Here is a 13,781-nt window from a genome sequence, read left to right on the forward strand (position 1 = left end):
CGAGGGGGCCGCGATCAGGCCGTTTCCAGCGTCAGGCCCAGATGCTCGGCGAAGCGCATGGCTTCGGGCTGGTCATCCGGTGCGCTCAGGCGCAGTGCAGCGCCCTGCAGGATCGCCAGGCGCTGCACTTCTTCCAGCAGCCGCCGGGCGACGCCGCGATTGCGTGTGAGCTGGCGCACGCAAAGTCGCGAAAGCCGCCAGCTGGAGCTGTCATGCTCGATCCAGGCGGCGCCCAGCAGACGGTCGTTGAAGCGCCCGGTAAACAGCCGGCCCTCGGCAAGCCCGCGGGTGACCAGCGCCTCGGCATCGGCGAAAGGCGCCAGCAACCATTGCGGCGCGTCGGCGTAGATCTTCAACAGGTCCTGGCGGTCCTGGTCGCTGGGCTGGGTCAGGTGCTGGACGACGACGGGCATGGGCATTCCTCGAAAGGCGAGCTGCGCAGTGTAGGGCCATCGGCCGGTGCCGACCACCGCCCATAGCCGCGCGGCGCCCGGCGCGCCTATAATGCCGCCCCTTCTTATAATTACGTGCAGTGTTAGCTGTGGAGCTGGTGATGGCCGAACGCAAGGCATCCGTCGCGCGCGACACCCTGGAAACCCAGATCAAGGTTTCCATCGACCTGGATGGAACGGGCAAGGCCCGCTTCGATACCGGGGTTCCCTTCCTCGAGCACATGATGGACCAGATCGCCCGCCACGGCCTGATCGACCTGGACATCCAGTGCAAGGGCGACCTGCATATCGACGACCACCATACCGTCGAAGACATCGGCATCACCCTCGGCCAGGCCTTCGCCAAGGCCATCGGCGACAAGAAAGGCATCCGCCGCTACGGCCACGCCTACGTGCCGCTGGACGAGGCACTGTCGCGCGTGGTCATCGACTTCTCCGGCCGCCCCGGCCTGCAGATGCACGTGCCGTTCACCCGCGCCAGCGTTGGTGGCTTCGATGTGGACCTGTTCATGGAGTTCTTCCAGGGCTTCGTCAACCACGCCAACGTCACCCTGCACATCGACAACCTGCGTGGGCACAACACCCACCACCAGATCGAGACCGTGTTCAAGGCCTTCGGCCGCGCGCTGCGCATGGCCATCGAGCTGGATGAGCGCATGGCCGGCCAGATGCCGTCCACCAAAGGGTGCCTGTGATGCAGACGGTAGCCGTCATCGACTACGGCATGGGCAACCTGCACTCGGTGTCCAAGGCGCTGGAGCGCGTGGGCGCCGGTCGCGTGCTGGTGACCAGCGACGCCAACGTGATCCGCGAGGCGGACCGGGTGGTGTTCCCCGGCGTCGGCGCGATCCGCGACTGCATGGCCGAGATCAAGCGCCTGGGCTTCGACAGCCTGGTGCGCGAGGTCAGCCAGGACCGCCCGTTCCTCGGCATCTGCGTCGGCATGCAGGCGCTGCTGGAGCACAGCGAAGAGAACGACGGCGTCGATTGCATCGGCCTGTTCCCCGGCCAGGTGCGCTTCTTCGGCAAGGACCTGCATGAGGACGGCGAGCACCTGAAAGTGCCGCACATGGGCTGGAACGAAGTGGCACAGAGCGTGGATCACCCGCTGTGGCACGACATCCCGGACCGCGCGCGCTTCTATTTCGTGCACAGCTACTACATCCAGGCGGGCAACCCGCGCCAGGTGGTTGGTCGCGGCCATTACGGCGTCGACTTTGCCGCCGCGCTGGCCGATGGCTCGCGCTTCGCCGTGCAGTTCCACCCGGAGAAGAGCCACACCCACGGCCTGCAGTTGCTGCAGAACTTCGCCGCCTGGGACGGGCGCTGGTAAGCCATGGCCCGCCAGAAGGACAAGCCCGCGATCCTCGAACTCGACGGCGCCCAGCGCCAGAGTGCGGCGCGGGCGATCCAGCGTTTCCTCGAAGATCGCTTCGAGCTGGATATCGGTTCCTTCGAGGCCGACGAGGCGCTGGACTTCTTCCTGCGCGAGTTCGGCCCGCTGTTCTACAACAAGGCGATCTTCGACGTGCAATCTCACCTGAAAGACCGGTTCGAGAGCATCGAAAGCGACTTGTGGGCGCTCGAGAAGAGCTGACCCGACCCCATTCATCTTTGGATTCGAGCAGGTTCAACCCATGCTGATCATCCCCGCAATCGATCTGAAAGACGGCGCCTGCGTGCGCCTGCGCCAGGGCCTGATGGAGGACGCCACGGTGTTCTCCGACGACCCGGTGTCCATGGCCGCCAAATGGGTGGAGGGCGGTTGCCGCCGTCTGCACCTGGTGGACCTGAACGGCGCCTTCGAAGGCAAGCCGGTCAACGGTGAAGTGGTCACCGCCATCGCCAGGCGCTACCCGAACCTGCCGATCCAGATCGGCGGCGGTATCCGCTCGCTGGAAACCATCGAGCACTACGTGCGCGCCGGCGTCAGCTACGTGATCATCGGCACCAAGGCAGTGAAGCAGCCGGAATTTGTCGGCGAAGCCTGCAAGGCATTCCCGGGCAAGGTCATCGTTGGCCTGGACGCGAAAGACGGCTTCGTCGCCACCGACGGCTGGGCCGAAGTGAGCGAAGTGCAGGTAATCGACCTGGCCAAGCGCTTCGAGGCCGACGGCGTCTCCGCCATCGTCTACACCGACATTTCCAAGGACGGCATGATGCAGGGCTGCAACGTCGAAGCCACCGCCGCCCTGGCCAACGCCACGCGCATCCCGGTGATCGCTTCGGGTGGCATCCACAACCTGGGTGATATCCAGAAGCTGCTGGATGCCCGCACCCCTGGCATCGTCGGCGCCATCACCGGCCGCGCGATCTACGAAGGCACCCTGGACGTCGCCGAGGCCCAGGCACTGTGCGACAGCTTCCAAGGCTGATCTGAACGCAGGCTGGGTAAGCCGCAATGCGGCGTAACCCGGCGATGAGGACCTGGGGTGGTTCGGCAGCATGGGTATCGCTGCGCTCCACCCATCCTACGAGAGCATTGCTATGGCACTGGCTAAACGCATCATCCCCTGCCTCGACGTGGACAATGGCCGCGTGGTGAAGGGCGTCAAGTTCGAGAACATCCGCGACGCCGGCGACCCGGTGGAAATCGCCCGCCGCTACGACGAGCAGGGCGCGGACGAGATCACCTTCCTCGACATCACCGCCAGCGTCGATGGCCGCGACACCACCCTGCATACCGTCGAGCGCATGGCCAGCCAGGTGTTCATCCCGCTGACCGTGGGCGGCGGCGTCAGGACGGTGCAGGACATTCGCAACCTGCTCAATGCCGGTGCGGACAAGGTCTCGATCAACACCGCCGCGGTATTCACCCCGGAATTCGTCGGCGAAGCCGCCGCGCGTTTCGGCTCGCAGTGCATCGTGGTCGCCATCGACGCCAAGAAAGTGTCGGGTCCCGGCGAAGCCCCGCGCTGGGAAATCTTCACCCACGGCGGCCGCAAGCCCACCGGGCTCGATGCGGTGGAGTGGGCGAAGAAGATGGAAGGCCTGGGCGCCGGTGAAATCCTCCTGACCAGCATGGACCAGGACGGCGTGAAGAGCGGCTACGACCTGGGCGTCACCCGCGCCATCAGCGAGGCGGTGGGCGTACCGGTGATCGCTTCCGGCGGCGTCGGCAACTTGGAGCACCTGGCTGCCGGCATCATCGAAGGCAAGGCTGACGCGGTCCTCGCGGCGAGCATCTTCCACTTCGGCGAGTACAGCGTGCCGGAAGCCAAGGCCTACCTGGCCAGCCGCGGCATCGTCGTGCGCTGATTCCCTTCCGGGCCGGGGTTCTCCCGGCCCGATGGCTCGATGCTGGGCCGTCCTTCTCCTGCGTCCTGTGGCCGCATCCCCTTCCTGCGCACGAAGCTTGCTAGCCAAAGGTTTCAGTCAAGGTAATGGCGGTTTCATGTCCCATTGCCACATTCATAGGGTTTATTGGCGTCAATTCTCCGAGTAAGCTCTGCGGCTTCTCAGAAATGTCATACGCAGGAAATATCTCGATGCTGAAGCGCATTCTGCTCGCATGGCTAGGCTGCGGCCTGCTTCTGGCCAGCGCGGCAAGGGCTGAAACGGACTCTTCGGACTACAGCGTGGTGCTGCTCACCGAGAACTTTCCCCCTTACAACATGGCCATCAACGGCAAGAACTTCGCCCAGGAAGACAGCATCGACGGCATCGCCGTGGATATCGTCAAGGAAATGTTCAAGCGTGCCGGTGTGCAGTACAGCCTGACCCTGCGCTTCCCCTGGGATCGCATCTACAAGCTGGCGCTGGAGAAGCCCGGCTACGGCGTATTCGTCACCGCCCGCCTGCCCGAGCGCGAAAGCCAGTTCAAGTGGGTCGGCCCGATCGGTCCGGACGACTGGGTCCTGCTGGCCAAGGCCGACAGCAAGATCACCCTGAACAACCTGGACGAAGCCAAGAAGTACCGCGTCGGTGCCTACAAGGGCGACGCCATGGCGAACTACCTGACCGAGCACGGCTTCGAGCCGGTGCTGGCGCTGCGCGACCAGGAGAACGCCGGAAAGCTGCAGGAAGGCTCGATCGACCTGTGGGCCAGCGGTGACCCGGCGGGCCGCTACCTGGCCAAGCAGGTGGGTGTCACCGGCCTGAAGACCGTGCTGCGCTTCAACAGCGACCAGCTGTTCCTCGCGCTGAATCGCGAGACCCCCGACGCCGTGGTGCAGAAGCTGCAGGCGGCGCTGGACAAGATGCGCGCCGAAGGTTTCGTCGACGACGTGCTCAACAGTTACCTGTAATACCCGAAGGCCGGCCACTCGCCGGTCTTTGTGTTTGGCGCCGACATCCCTCGGCGCCGGTTTTGCCACGGAAGGCAGACGAGCGAAGTATTCCGTCCCCTCTGCAGGGATGCCGCAAGCCCAATAACGATAACCAAGCGAGCGGTATGACCATGCTGAAAGTCCTGATCAAGACCCTGGTCCTGGGTCTGTTGCTGGGGGCCGCCACGGCCCGCGCCGAGTTGCCCGCCGATTACAAGATGGTGCTGCTCACCGAGAACTTCCCGCCCTTCAACATGGCGGTGGACGACAAGAACTTCGCCCGCGACGACGGGATCGACGGCATCAGCACGGATATCGTCCGCGAGATGTTCAAGCGCGCCGGCATCCAGTACAGCCTGAGCCTGCGCTTCCCCTGGGATCGCCTGTACAAGCTGGCGCTGGACAAGCCCGACTATGGATTGTTCTCCACCACCTACACCCCTGAACGCGTGCCGCTGTTCAAGTGGGTCGGGCCGATCGCCAAGACCCACTGGGTGCTGCTCGCACCGCCAGGCAGCTCGATCAAGGTGAAGGACCTCAAGGACGCCGCCAAGTACAAGCTCGGCGCCTACAAGAACGACGCCGTCAGCCAGAACCTGGAAAGCCAGGGCATTGCGGTGGTCAACGCGCTGCGCGACCAGGAAAACGTCAAGAAGCTGACCACCGGCGAGATCGACCTGTGGGCCACCACCGACCCGGTGGGCCGCTACCTGGCCAAGCAGGAAGGCGTGTCCGGCCTGCAGACCGTGCTGCGCTTCAACGAGGCCCAGCTGTACCTGGCAATCAACAAGGACACCCCCGACGAGGTGGTGGCGAAGCTGCAGAAGGCGCTGGACGAGATGCGCGCCGAGGGTTTCGTCGAGCAGGCGACGAATAACTATTTGTAAGCAGCGCCTCCCCCGATGGGCCCCCTCTCCCTTCAGGGAGAGGGAGCTATCCGCGCGAGGCCCAGGTTCGGCACCCGCCGGCTGCTGAATCAGCGGTATATCCCGTCCCGCCCGTGCCCCGCCATGGCGCGGTTGCCGCGCTGGGCGATCATCAGCGACGGTTTCACCAGCTCGAAGCCCTGTGCCTTCAAGGTCGGCAGCACGCGCTTGAGCACGGCCAGGGTCGCCGGCTTCGGGTGGCCGATCATCACCACGGTGCCCTGCTTGCGCGCCAGTGCGAGGCCGCGCTGCATCTGCTCCATCACCGCCGCTTCGCTCGGGTCGTCATCGAGGAACACGTCCCGCGACAGGCTGGCGAGGCCGATCTTCTGCGCCTCGGCGGCGGCCACCGTGGCGGCGCTGGTGCGGCTGTCGAGCAGGAACAGGTGGCGCCGCTGCAGTTCCGCCGCCAGCCAGGCCATGGCCGGACGGTCCGCGGTCATGCGGCTGCCTTCGTGGTTGTTCAGGCCCTGAACGTAGGGCACCTTCGCCAGCGCGGCGTCGAGGCGATGCGCGCGTTCCTCCTGGGTCAGTTCCGGCCGCCAGGCGTAGTCACCGCCGGCCGGGTCCATCGGCATGTGTAGCATCACGGTACGCCCGCGATGATGCGCCTCGCGCGCCAGTTCGGCGGCGTGGGGCGTGTCGGGGATGATCGCCAGCGCTATCGCGGGAGAGATGTCGAGCACCTGGCGGTCGCGCACCAGGTTCTGCCCGAGGTCGTCGATGACGATGCTGATCAGCGGCCTGCCGCCGTCCGGCCGGGGCGCGGCGGCCGCCGGCAGGCACAGCAGCGCACCCAGGCACAGGCCGAACAGCAGCCGGGCCGGGCGCATCGGTCAGTTGTTGCCGCGGCTGACGCTGAGTCCTTTCAGCAGGCTGAGGGCTTGGCTGAGCTGGTAGTCGCCATCCTGCGGGCGATCCACCGGAGCCTTGCCGGAAGTGGTCGGACGATCCTGGCCGCCGTTGCCGTTGGCCAGGTGGCCCTGCAGATCGGCTTCCTTGAACCCCTCGAACTCGCTCTTCTCGCGGGTCACCTTGGCGCGCTCCACCTCGATGTCGGGGGTGATGCCCTGGGCCTGGATCGAGCGGCCGTTGGGGGTGTAGTACAGCGCGGTGGTGAGTTTCAGGGCGCGGTCGTTGTTCAGCGGCAGCACGGTCTGCACCGAGCCCTTGCCGAAGCTGTCGGTGCCCATGAGGATCGCGCGCTTCTGGTCCTGCAGGGCGCCGGCGACGATTTCCGCCGCCGAGGCGCTGCCGCCGTTGATCAGCACCACCAGCGGGACGCCGTCGCTCGGGTCGGCCGGGTCGGCGGAGAAGCGCAGCTCGGAGTTGGGGATGCGGCCCTTGGTGTAGACGATCAGCCCCTTGGTGAGGAAGGCGTCGGCCACTTCCACCGCGGACTGCAATACGCCGCCGGGGTTGTTGCGCAGGTCCAGGATCACGCCCTTGAGCTTGCCCTTGTTGTCGTTGCGCAGCTTGGACAGCGCCTTGACGGTCTCCTCACCGGTGTTGACCTGGAACTGGGTGATGCGCAGGTAGCCGTAGCCCGGTTCGAGCAGCTGGCTCTTCACGCTCTTGACCTTGATGATGGCGCGCTTGAGGGTGACGTCGAATGGCTTGCCGCCGCCGCGCACGATGGTCAGGGTGATCGGCGAGCCGGCCTTGCCGCGCATGCTGTCCACGGCCTCGTTCATCGACTGGCCCTTGGTCGGCTTGCCGTCGATCTTCACGATCAGGTCGCCCGGCTGGATGCCGGCGTTGGCCGCCGGGGTGTCGTCGATCGGCGAGATCACCTTGACGAAACCATCCTCGCTGCCGACTTCGATGCCCAGGCCACCGAACTCACCGCTGGTGCTTTCCTGCAGCTCGGCGAACTCTTCCGGACCGAGGTAGGCGGAGTGCGGGTCGAGGTTGCTGAGCATGCCCTTGATGGCGTTTTCCAGCAGCGTCTTGTCATCCACCGGTTCGACGTAGGCCGCCTTCACCCGGTCCAGGACCTCGGCAAAGGTGCGCAGCTCGTCGAGCGGCAGCGGAGCCTCCTTGCCGTTGGCCGCGGGGGATGCGGCCGGCGCGTCGGCGGCCTGGACCGCACCGACACCGAGCAGCAAGGCCAGGGCCAGGGTAGTGAGACGGAAAGCATGCGACATGTTTGGCTCCTAATGCGTGTTCGACGCTTATCCCTGCGTGCGACACCAGGTCGAAGGGTCCGCCGGGCGGCCCTGATGGCGAATGGCAAAATACACCGCCGGGGTACTCTGCCCCCCGCTGGCTCCCACGGTTGCAATGGGATCGCCCGCTTTGACGGTATCGCCGGCGTCCTTCAGAAGACTTTGATTATGCCCATAAAGGCTGAGGTAGCCACCACCGTGGTCGAGAATCACCAGCAGGCCTGAGCCGCGCAGCCAGTCGGCGAACACCACGCGGCCGCCATGCACGGCACGCACGGTGCTGCCGGCGGAAGCGCCGATCAGCACGCCGTCCCAGGTGGCGCGGGGGTCGTCGCCGCGCGGGCTGCCGTAACGCGCCAGGACGCGGCCATCCACCGGCCAGGGCAGCTTGCCCTTGGTGGCGGCAAACGCGCCGCCGAATCCAGCGCCGCTGGAAACCAGCGGGCCGCTGTAATCCGCTCGCTTGGACGGCGTGGCAGGTTTTTCGCCGCGAGCGGCCAGTTCCTGCTCGCGCTTGACCCGCTCGCGCTCGGCGGCCAGGGCGCGCTGGCGCGCTTCCTCGGCTTCGCGGGCCTGGCGGGCGAGGGTTTCCTCGATGGTCTTGAGGACCTTGTTGAGGTCTTCCTGGCTCTGCTCGCGATCCTTGAGCTTGCTGCTGCTGTCCTTCAGGTCGCTGTTGAGCTTGGCCAGGGTCTCCTGGCGCGCCTTGCGGGCGTCGGCCAGTTCCTGGCGGCGGGCTTCGAGGGCGGCCTGCTGGGCGACCTGCTCGTCCTTCTGCGAGGTGATTTCCTGCTCGACGTTGCTCAGCTGGCGCAGGGTCTCGTTGAAGGCCGAGAGCTGCTCCAGGCGCGCCTTGTTGATGTACTCGTAGTAGGTGAGGGTACGGCTGAACTTCTCCGGGTGTTCCTGGTTCAGCAGCAGCTTCAGGTATTCCTGGCGGCCGCTCTGGTAGGCGGCGCGGGCCTGGATGGCGATCAGGCGCTGCTGCTCAAGGCGTGCGCCCTGGAGTTTTTTTTTCTCCGAATCGAGGCGCTGCAGCTCTTCCTCGTTCTTCTTCATCTCGTCCTGGATCTGCCGGATCTGCTTTTCCAGGTCGCCCATCTGGGTTTCGGTGGACTTGAGCTGCTTCTGCACCCCGGACTTCTCGTCCTGGATGTTCTTCAGGTTCTTCTTCAGCTCATTGATGTCTTTCTGCGTCTGCTCCAGCTGACGTTGGGCGTCGGCGCGCTCGTCGGCAACGACCGTGAGCGGGCTCAGGAGGCAGATCAGCAGCAGCGGGAGGAGGGCGCGAGGCATTGGGTGGCGGGCACCTGGATTCTGGACCGGGCTAGTATGCCCGTGGCGGGCGCTAAAAAAAACGCCCCAGACCGCATGGCATGGGGCGTTTGCTCTGACCGGCGGGAGCAGGTTCACGTTCCCCCGCCATCCATCCCCTTAAAGAAGGGTAACGATCGACTTGCCGGTCATCTCCTTGGGTTGCTCCATGCCCATCAGATTCAGCAGGGTCGGGGCCACATCGGCGAGCACGCCGCCCTCGCGGAGGCTGACCTTGCGCTTGCCGACATAGACGAAGGGCACTGGCTCGCAGGTGTGCGCAGTGTGCGCCTGGCCGGTCATGGCGTCTTCCATCTGCTCGACGTTGCCGTGGTCGGCGGTGATCAGGGCTTCGCCGCCGACCTTATCCAGCGCCTCGACGATCCGACCGACGCAGGTATCCAGGCACTCGACGGCCTTCACCGCAGCTTCGAACACACCGGTGTGGCCGACCATGTCGCCGTTGGCGTAGTTGACGATGATCACGTCGAAACGCTGGTTCTCGATGGCGTCGACGATCTTGTCGGTGACTTTCGGCGCGCTCATTTCCGGCTGCAGGTCATAGGTGGCGACTTTGGGCGAAGGGATGAGGATGCGCTCTTCGCCTTCGAACGGCTCTTCGCGGCCGCCGGAGAAGAAGAAGGTCACGTGGGCGTACTTCTCGGTCTCGGCGATGCGCAGCTGGGTCTTGCCGTTCTTGGCCAGGTACTCGCCCAGCACGTTGTCCAGGGACTCGGGCTTGAACGCGCTGGGCGCCGGGATGCTCGCGGCGTACTGCGTCAGCATCACGTACTCGGCCAGGTGCAGTTCGCGCTGGCGCGGGAACTCCTTGAAGCCCGGCTCGACGAAGGCGCGCGACAGTTCGCGGGCCCGGTCGGCGCGGAAGTTCATGAAGACCACGGCGTCGCCGTCTTCCACGCGCACCTGTTCGCCAATGCGGGTGGCCTTGACGAATTCATCGCTCTCGCCGCGCTCATAGGCGGCGTTCAGCGCGCCCACGGCGGTGTCGGCGGTGAATTCGGCGGTGCCTTCGGTGATCAGGTTGTAGGCGGCTTCGACGCGGTCCCAGCGGTTGTCGCGGTCCATGGCGAAGTAGCGGCCGATGATGCTGGCTGTGCGGCCCTTGCCGATGCGTGCGAAGGCGTCGTCGAGCAGCTTCAGCGAAGGCTCGGCGCTCTTGGGCGGCGTGTCGCGGCCGTCGAGGAAGGCGTGCAGGTAGATTTTCCCGGCGCCACGCTGTGCGGCCAGTTCGGCCATGGCGATCAGGTGGTCCTGGTGGCTGTGCACGCCGCCGTCGGAGAGCAGGCCGAGGATGTGCACGGCCTTGCCGGCACTCGCGGCCTTGTCGACCGCGCCGGTCAGCACCGGGTTCTGGAAGAACTCGCCGTCGCGGATGGCCTTGGTGACGCGAGTGAAGTCCTGGTAGACGACGCGGCCGGCGCCCAGGTTCATGTGGCCCACCTCGGAGTTGCCCATCTGGCCGTCGGGCAAGCCGACGTCCATGCCCGAGCCGGAGATCAGGCCGTGCGGCTGGCTGGCCAGCAGGCGATCCCAATTGGGCTTCTTCGCAGCGTAGATGGCGTTGAATTCAGGGCTATCGCTATGGCCGAAGCCGTCCAGAATGATCAGGACCAGCGGTTTGCGCGTTGCAGTCATAGGTACGGCTCTTTCCGAGAATAGGGGTCAGAAAAGGACCAACATTTTACCGATTGGTGCCGACAGACGCCATGAGCGGCAGGGTTCAGCCGTCAGATACGCGCGTGTATACTGGCCGGCATTTTTACGTCTGGATGTCCTGTGCCATGTCTTCGTTTCTCCCTCGTCTGATCGAATTCGCCACCCACCACTACCTGCTGGTGGGTGCCCTGGTCATCCTGCTGGTGCTGCTGGCCCTGCACGAAATGCGCAAGGGTGGCCGCGCGCTGTCCACCCGCGAGCTGACCGCGATGGTCAACGCCGAGCAGGCCGTGGTGCTGGATATCCGCCCGGCCAAGGAGTTCTCCACCGGCCATATCGTCGGCGCGCTGAACATTCCGGCGGACAAACTGAACGCGCGTCTTTCTGAGCTGGACAAACACAAGGCCAAGACCATCATCGTGGTCGACGGCATGGGCCAGCATTCGGGAACCTGGTGCAGTGTGCTGCAGAAAGCCGGTTTCACCGCCGCCAAACTCTCCGGCGGCATCGGCAGCTGGCGTGGTGACAACCTGCCTCTGGTGAAATGAGATGTCGTCGATCTTGATCTATACCAGCGCGTGGTGCCCTTATTGCATCCGCGCCAAAGCCCTGCTGGACAAGAAGGGTGTCGCCTACGAGGAAATCTCCGTGGACGGCAAGCCTGGCGTGCGCGCCGAGATGACCAGCAAGGCGGGCCGCACCTCGGTGCCGCAGATCTGGATCGACTCCGTCCACGTCGGCGGCTGCGACGATCTCTACGCGCTGGAACGCGCGGGCAAGCTGGATGCGCTGCTCTCGGCGTGATCCCTCATTCTGAAACGATGCACAAGAAGGTCCCGAAATGACTGAACAAGCCAGCAACGGCGCAGCCGAACAAGACAACAACCCGCAGTTCTCGCTGCAGCGCATCTACGTGCGCGATCTCTCCTTCGAGGCCCCCAAGGCGCCGGAAATCTTCCGTCAGGAGTGGCAGCCGAGCATTGCCATGGACCTCAACACCCGTCAGAAGCAGCTCGATGGCGACTTCTACGAAGTGGTCCTGACCGTTTCGGTGACCGTGAAGAACAACGAAGAAACCGCTTTCATCGTTGAAGTGCAGCAGGCTGGCATCTTCCTGATCAAGGGCCTGGACGCGTCCAGCATGAGCCACACCCTGGGTGCCTTCTGCCCGAACATCCTCTTCCCGTACGCCCGTGAAACCCTGGACAGCCTGGTTGTCCGTGGTTCGTTCCCGGCGCTGATGCTGTCCCCGGTGAACTTCGATGCGCTGTATGCCCAGGAAATCGCCCGCATGCAGGCTTCCGGCGAGATCCCGGCCCAGTAATCACTGACGCCGAACGAGAAAGGCGCCTTCGGGCGCCTTTTTCTTTGCCTGGCATTTTGTTTGGTCAATTTTTGATCGCTCTCGCGCAAGCCATGTGCCCCTTCGGTTCCGCGCATTTATCCACAGACTGTTCCCGCAGTTGCCCAGGAATGCTGTGAGTAAGCCTCATGCTCTCCTACAGGAAAAACGCAACCGCGCGGCGTTCAAGTTTGGTGCGTGCGCACTAGAGGGGCGCAGGCGGGTGGTGGTCTGCAGCCTCGGTATTGGCCGCTTCGCTGTGTGCACAACCGCTCTTGGAAATACGCCGAAAGTCCCGCCGTTACTGGCTTTCAGCCGGTCAGCCGAGGCGCTGTCCGAAACAGAGGGCCATCTTGGCACGCCCTCTGCAATATCCCTGACAACAGCGATTTCAGGGGCCTCGGTACAGGCAGGCTGGGGAACCCCTCTTTTACAACGTGCGAGCGTGCCGCCCGGAGCGGCGGCCGACGCAGCCGGTTCGGGGGTCCTGGTACAGGCAGGCCGGGAAAGCCCCCTTTTTATGCCCGCAGGCACGCGATGGCGAGCCGCGCACCCGTTAGGGGTCCTGGTACAGGCAGGCCGGGTAAACCCCTCTTTTATGTCCGTGAACCCCTTCCGAAGGGTTCGCTTCCCGCTTCGGGGCCCCGGACCAGGCAGGCCGGGAACACCCCGCTTTTATTCCGGCCGTGCGCGGATGGTCAGTCGCCAACGGCCCTCGACCTCGGCGCTGTCCCAGGCGCCCTGCAGGCGGCGGGTCGACAGCAGCGTCAGCAGAACTCCCGTCCCTTGCGGCTCCAGCTTCCAGCGCACCGGCGCGTCGTCGATTCGCAGCTGACCCTGCTGGGCCTTGCCGCTGGCCTCTATCTGCAGCGCCAGGGCGCCTTCCAGATGGCCGGCGCGTACGGCGGGCTGTGCGTCAAGGGTGAGTACCAATCCCTCTGTAGAAGGCTCCAGGGCAAGGATCAGCGGTGGCCCTTCCCGTGGCGGGTTGACCAGCCGGCCCAGCATCAGCCCCAGCAGCAGGCCCAGCACGGCCAAGGAAAGCAGCACCTTCAGCCAGGGCCTGGGCCGCATTTGCTCCTTGGCGGAGGTAGAATGCCCGCCGTTCTCAGGCTCGGAGCGCTGCATGTTCCATGTAATCCTTTTTCAACCGGAAATCCCCCCCAACACCGGCAACATTATCAGGCTGTGCGCCAATGCGGGCTGCAGCCTGCACCTGATCGAGCCGCTGGGCTTCGAGCTGGACGACAAGCGCTTGCGCCGCGCCGGGCTGGACTACCACGAATACGCCAGCGTCCGCCGCTATGCGAGCCTCGAAGAATGCCTGGAGCTGCTCGGCCAGCCGCGCCTGTTCGCCTTCACCACCAAGGGTTCGCAGCCGTTCCACGAAGTGGCCTACGAGCGCGGCGATGCCTTCCTGTTCGGCCCGGAAAGCCGTGGCTTGCCGGAAGAGCTACGCGACGCCCTGCCGCCGGAACAGCGCGTGCGCCTGCCCATGCGCCCCGGCTGCCGCAGCCTGAATCTGTCCAACACCGTGGCTGTGACCGTCTACGAAGCCTGGCGCCAGCACGGTTTCTCGATGGATTGAGCGTTTTCTGATCGATCCGCGCAAACCCGCGCCCGGCGCGGAGCGC

At 65.1% G+C, this 13,781-nt stretch carries 17 protein-coding genes; 11 read left to right on the forward strand and 6 right to left on the reverse strand.

The window, feature by feature from the left end; all coding sequences use genetic code 11:
- Nucleotides 1-14: 14 nt before the first annotated feature.
- On the reverse strand, nt 15-413 hold the full coding sequence (panM, locus tag C167_RS0104990; protein ID WP_017517157.1) for an aspartate 1-decarboxylase autocleavage activator PanM: 399 nt from the start codon (nt 411-413) through the stop codon (nt 15-17).
- A gap of 140 nt (nt 414-553) precedes the next feature.
- Here panM and hisB point away from each other — a divergent pair, with 140 nt between their 5' ends.
- The 7 genes from hisB to C167_RS0105025 all read left to right on the forward strand — a co-directional run bounded on the left by hisB (nt 554) and on the right by C167_RS0105025 (nt 5,607).
- A complete protein-coding gene (gene hisB / locus C167_RS0104995; RefSeq protein ID WP_017517158.1) occupies nt 554-1,147 on the forward strand; it encodes an imidazoleglycerol-phosphate dehydratase HisB in 594 nt (197 codons plus the stop codon).
- Nucleotides 1,147-1,785, forward strand: coding sequence for an imidazole glycerol phosphate synthase subunit HisH (gene hisH, locus C167_RS0105000; protein WP_017517159.1), 639 nt, complete (start codon nt 1,147-1,149; stop codon nt 1,783-1,785). The genes hisB and hisH overlap by 1 nt, the downstream gene beginning before the upstream one ends.
- 3 nt (nt 1,786-1,788) lie before the next feature.
- Nucleotides 1,789-2,049, forward strand: a complete 261-nt coding sequence (locus tag C167_RS0105005) for a DUF2164 domain-containing protein (RefSeq protein ID WP_017517160.1) — start codon at nt 1,789-1,791, stop codon at nt 2,047-2,049.
- Between the two features lie 40 nt (nt 2,050-2,089).
- A complete protein-coding gene (gene hisA, locus C167_RS0105010) occupies nt 2,090-2,827 on the forward strand; it encodes a 1-(5-phosphoribosyl)-5-[(5-phosphoribosylamino)methylideneamino]imidazole-4-carboxamide isomerase (RefSeq protein WP_017517161.1) in 738 nt (245 codons plus the stop codon).
- Nucleotides 2,828-2,939: 112 nt separating this feature from the next.
- Entirely contained in the window at nt 2,940-3,710 is a 771-nt protein-coding gene (gene hisF, locus C167_RS0105015) for an imidazole glycerol phosphate synthase subunit HisF (RefSeq protein ID WP_017517162.1), read from the forward strand.
- A 233-nt stretch (nt 3,711-3,943) separates the two neighbouring features.
- The gene (locus C167_RS0105020) at nt 3,944-4,699 is read left to right on the forward strand and encodes a substrate-binding periplasmic protein (RefSeq protein WP_026078813.1); all 756 of its coding nucleotides are present in this window, start codon (nt 3,944-3,946) and stop codon (nt 4,697-4,699) included.
- Between the two features lie 152 nt (nt 4,700-4,851).
- Nucleotides 4,852-5,607, forward strand: coding sequence for a substrate-binding periplasmic protein (locus C167_RS0105025; protein WP_026078814.1), 756 nt, complete (start codon nt 4,852-4,854; stop codon nt 5,605-5,607).
- 89 nt (nt 5,608-5,696) lie between these two features.
- Here C167_RS0105025 and C167_RS0105030 read toward each other — a convergent pair whose 3' ends face one another.
- From C167_RS0105030 to gpmI, 4 genes are all read right to left on the reverse strand, one after another.
- A complete protein-coding gene (locus tag C167_RS0105030) occupies nt 5,697-6,479 on the reverse strand; it encodes a divergent polysaccharide deacetylase family protein (protein ID WP_017517165.1) in 783 nt (260 codons plus the stop codon).
- 3 nt (nt 6,480-6,482) lie between these two features.
- Nucleotides 6,483-7,793 carry a S41 family peptidase gene (locus C167_RS0105035; RefSeq protein WP_017517166.1) on the reverse strand — a complete coding sequence of 437 codons (1,311 nt, stop codon included), beginning with the start codon at nt 7,791-7,793 and terminating at the stop codon, nt 6,483-6,485.
- A gap of 27 nt (nt 7,794-7,820) precedes the next feature.
- Nucleotides 7,821-9,110, reverse strand: coding sequence for a murein hydrolase activator EnvC family protein (locus C167_RS0105040; RefSeq protein WP_017517167.1), 1,290 nt, complete (start codon nt 9,108-9,110; stop codon nt 7,821-7,823).
- A 138-nt stretch (nt 9,111-9,248) separates the two neighbouring features.
- On the reverse strand, nt 9,249-10,784 hold the full coding sequence (gene gpmI, locus C167_RS0105045; RefSeq protein ID WP_017517168.1) for a 2,3-bisphosphoglycerate-independent phosphoglycerate mutase: 1,536 nt from the start codon (nt 10,782-10,784) through the stop codon (nt 9,249-9,251).
- Between the two features lie 146 nt (nt 10,785-10,930).
- Here gpmI and C167_RS0105050 point away from each other — a divergent pair, with 146 nt between their 5' ends.
- The 3 genes from C167_RS0105050 to secB are packed head-to-tail and all read left to right on the forward strand — an operon-like array spanning nt 10,931 to nt 12,129.
- Nucleotides 10,931-11,353: a rhodanese-like domain-containing protein gene (locus C167_RS0105050; protein WP_017517169.1), complete on the forward strand. Its 423-nt coding sequence runs from the start codon at nt 10,931-10,933 to the stop codon at nt 11,351-11,353.
- A gap of 1 nt (nt 11,354) precedes the next feature.
- Entirely contained in the window at nt 11,355-11,609 is a 255-nt protein-coding gene (gene grxC, locus C167_RS0105055) for a glutaredoxin 3 (protein WP_017517170.1), read from the forward strand.
- A 37-nt stretch (nt 11,610-11,646) separates the two neighbouring features.
- Entirely contained in the window at nt 11,647-12,129 is a 483-nt protein-coding gene (gene secB, locus C167_RS0105060) for a protein-export chaperone SecB (protein ID WP_017517171.1), read from the forward strand.
- 693 nt (nt 12,130-12,822) lie between these two features.
- Here secB and C167_RS0105065 read toward each other — a convergent pair.
- Nucleotides 12,823-13,275: a hypothetical protein gene (locus C167_RS0105065; protein ID WP_017517172.1), complete on the reverse strand. Its 453-nt coding sequence runs from the start codon at nt 13,273-13,275 to the stop codon at nt 12,823-12,825.
- Here C167_RS0105065 and trmL point away from each other — a divergent pair.
- Nucleotides 13,274-13,735, forward strand: a complete 462-nt coding sequence (trmL, locus tag C167_RS0105070) for a tRNA (uridine(34)/cytosine(34)/5-carboxymethylaminomethyluridine(34)-2'-O)-methyltransferase TrmL (RefSeq protein WP_017517173.1) — start codon at nt 13,274-13,276, stop codon at nt 13,733-13,735. The two genes, C167_RS0105065 and trmL, sit on opposite strands and share 2 nt — an antisense overlap.
- Nucleotides 13,736-13,781 lie beyond the last annotated feature (46 nt).

The organism is Pseudomonas nitroreducens TX1 (assembly GCF_000313755.1).
In the GTDB taxonomy this organism is placed as follows: Bacteria; Pseudomonadota; Gammaproteobacteria; order Pseudomonadales; family Pseudomonadaceae; genus Pseudomonas; species Pseudomonas nitroreducens_A.

Coding starts and splice junctions, on each gene's coding strand:
- panM (WP_017517157.1), bottom strand. CDS start 413: ATGCCCGTCGTCGTCCAGCACCTGACCCAGCCCAGCGACCAGGACCGC.
- hisB (WP_017517158.1), top strand. CDS start 554: ATGGCCGAACGCAAGGCATCCGTCGCGCGCGACACCCTGGAAACCCAG.
- hisH (WP_017517159.1), top strand. CDS start 1,147: ATGCAGACGGTAGCCGTCATCGACTACGGCATGGGCAACCTGCACTCG.
- C167_RS0105005 (WP_017517160.1), top strand. CDS start 1,789: ATGGCCCGCCAGAAGGACAAGCCCGCGATCCTCGAACTCGACGGCGCC.
- hisA (WP_017517161.1), top strand. CDS start 2,090: ATGCTGATCATCCCCGCAATCGATCTGAAAGACGGCGCCTGCGTGCGC.
- hisF (WP_017517162.1), top strand. CDS start 2,940: ATGGCACTGGCTAAACGCATCATCCCCTGCCTCGACGTGGACAATGGC.
- C167_RS0105025 (WP_026078814.1), top strand. CDS start 4,852: ATGCTGAAAGTCCTGATCAAGACCCTGGTCCTGGGTCTGTTGCTGGGG.
- C167_RS0105030 (WP_017517165.1), bottom strand. CDS start 6,479: ATGCGCCCGGCCCGGCTGCTGTTCGGCCTGTGCCTGGGTGCGCTGCTG.
- C167_RS0105035 (WP_017517166.1), bottom strand. CDS start 7,793: ATGTCGCATGCTTTCCGTCTCACTACCCTGGCCCTGGCCTTGCTGCTC.
- C167_RS0105040 (WP_017517167.1), bottom strand. CDS start 9,110: ATGCCTCGCGCCCTCCTCCCGCTGCTGCTGATCTGCCTCCTGAGCCCG.
- gpmI (WP_017517168.1), bottom strand. CDS start 10,784: ATGACTGCAACGCGCAAACCGCTGGTCCTGATCATTCTGGACGGCTTC.
- C167_RS0105050 (WP_017517169.1), top strand. CDS start 10,931: ATGTCTTCGTTTCTCCCTCGTCTGATCGAATTCGCCACCCACCACTAC.
- grxC (WP_017517170.1), top strand. CDS start 11,355: ATGTCGTCGATCTTGATCTATACCAGCGCGTGGTGCCCTTATTGCATC.
- secB (WP_017517171.1), top strand. CDS start 11,647: ATGACTGAACAAGCCAGCAACGGCGCAGCCGAACAAGACAACAACCCG.
- trmL (WP_017517173.1), top strand. CDS start 13,274: ATGTTCCATGTAATCCTTTTTCAACCGGAAATCCCCCCCAACACCGGC.
- C167_RS0105065 (WP_017517172.1), bottom strand. CDS start 13,275: ATGCAGCGCTCCGAGCCTGAGAACGGCGGGCATTCTACCTCCGCCAAG.